Source organism: Methylobacterium sp. WL103, from assembly GCF_008039885.1.
Taxonomy (GTDB): domain Bacteria; phylum Pseudomonadota; class Alphaproteobacteria; order Rhizobiales; family Beijerinckiaceae; genus Methylobacterium; species Methylobacterium cerastii.
In genome coordinates this window covers 1-949 of sequence record NZ_VRUX01001012.1, presented here as the reverse complement: position 1 = coordinate 949, position 949 = coordinate 1, and the positions used below count along the sequence as shown (strand labels likewise).

Here is a 949-nt window from a genome sequence, read left to right as displayed (position 1 = left end):
CCCCCTGCCCGTGCGTCGCGCCGGCTGCCTGCCGCGCCGCGTGCCGGTGCCGACCAACGCTCCCGACGACCCGAGCTACGTCGGATCGACCTACGGCCTGTCGAAGCCGAGCTATTACGGCTTCACGCCGCCGCTGGGCGTCGACGATCCGTTCGGCCGGCCGCTGCTGCCGTATTGCCGGTGACGGCGATCGCAGACCTCGTCCGCTAGGGTTCTCGGTGAGTCGACGGATCTCGACAAATCGACGGGCGATGCTGGCATGCCGGGGAGAGGCAGCTTAAGGCAGCGTCCGCCGACCTCGCCGGAGCCGCCCATGCCCTCTCGATCCACCGCCGACACGCGGGCCATCTCCGATCCCGCCGCCCTGCGGGAAACGGTGGCGGCATGGCGCGCGAAAGGGGAGCGCGTCGTGCTGGTGCCCACCATGGGGGCGCTACATCGCGGCCATCTCGCGCTGGTCGCCCATGCGCGGACGTTGGGCGCGCGGGTGGTGGCGAGCGTCTTCGTCAACCCGACCCAGTTCGGCCCGACCGAGGATTTCGCCCGCTATCCGCGCGACGCCGCGAGCGACCTCGCGATGCTCGGCGAGGCAGGAGCGGACCTGGCCTGGATGCCGGAGGCCGGCACGATGTACCCGCCCGGCTTCGCCACGCAGATCACGGTCGGCGGCCTCACCGAGGGCCTGTGCGGCGCGTTCCGGCCCGGCCACTTCTCCGGCGTCGCCACGGTGGTGACGAAGCTCCTCAACCAGGTCCGGCCGGACGCCGCCCTGTTCGGCGAGAAGGATTTCCAGCAGTTGCAGGTGATCCGCCGCGCGGTGGCCGACCTCGACATGGGCGTCGCGATCCACGGCATGCCGACGGTCCGCGAGGCGGACGGCCTCGCCCTGTCCTCGCGCAACCGCTACCTCGCGCCCGCCGAGCGGGCGGCCGCGCCGACGCTCCACGCG

The 949-nt window shown here is 72.6% G+C and carries 1 protein-coding gene and 1 pseudogene; both read left to right on the top strand.

Features of this window, described 5'->3' with window-relative positions; translation table 11 throughout:
- Positions 1 to 184: pseudogene (locus FV222_RS27415) on the top strand (hypothetical protein); the annotation flags it as partial.
- 129 nt (positions 185 to 313) lie between these two features.
- Positions 314 to 949: pantoate--beta-alanine ligase (gene panC, locus FV222_RS27410; RefSeq protein WP_147816287.1), on the top strand; the 636-nt coding region annotated here is incomplete at its 3' end.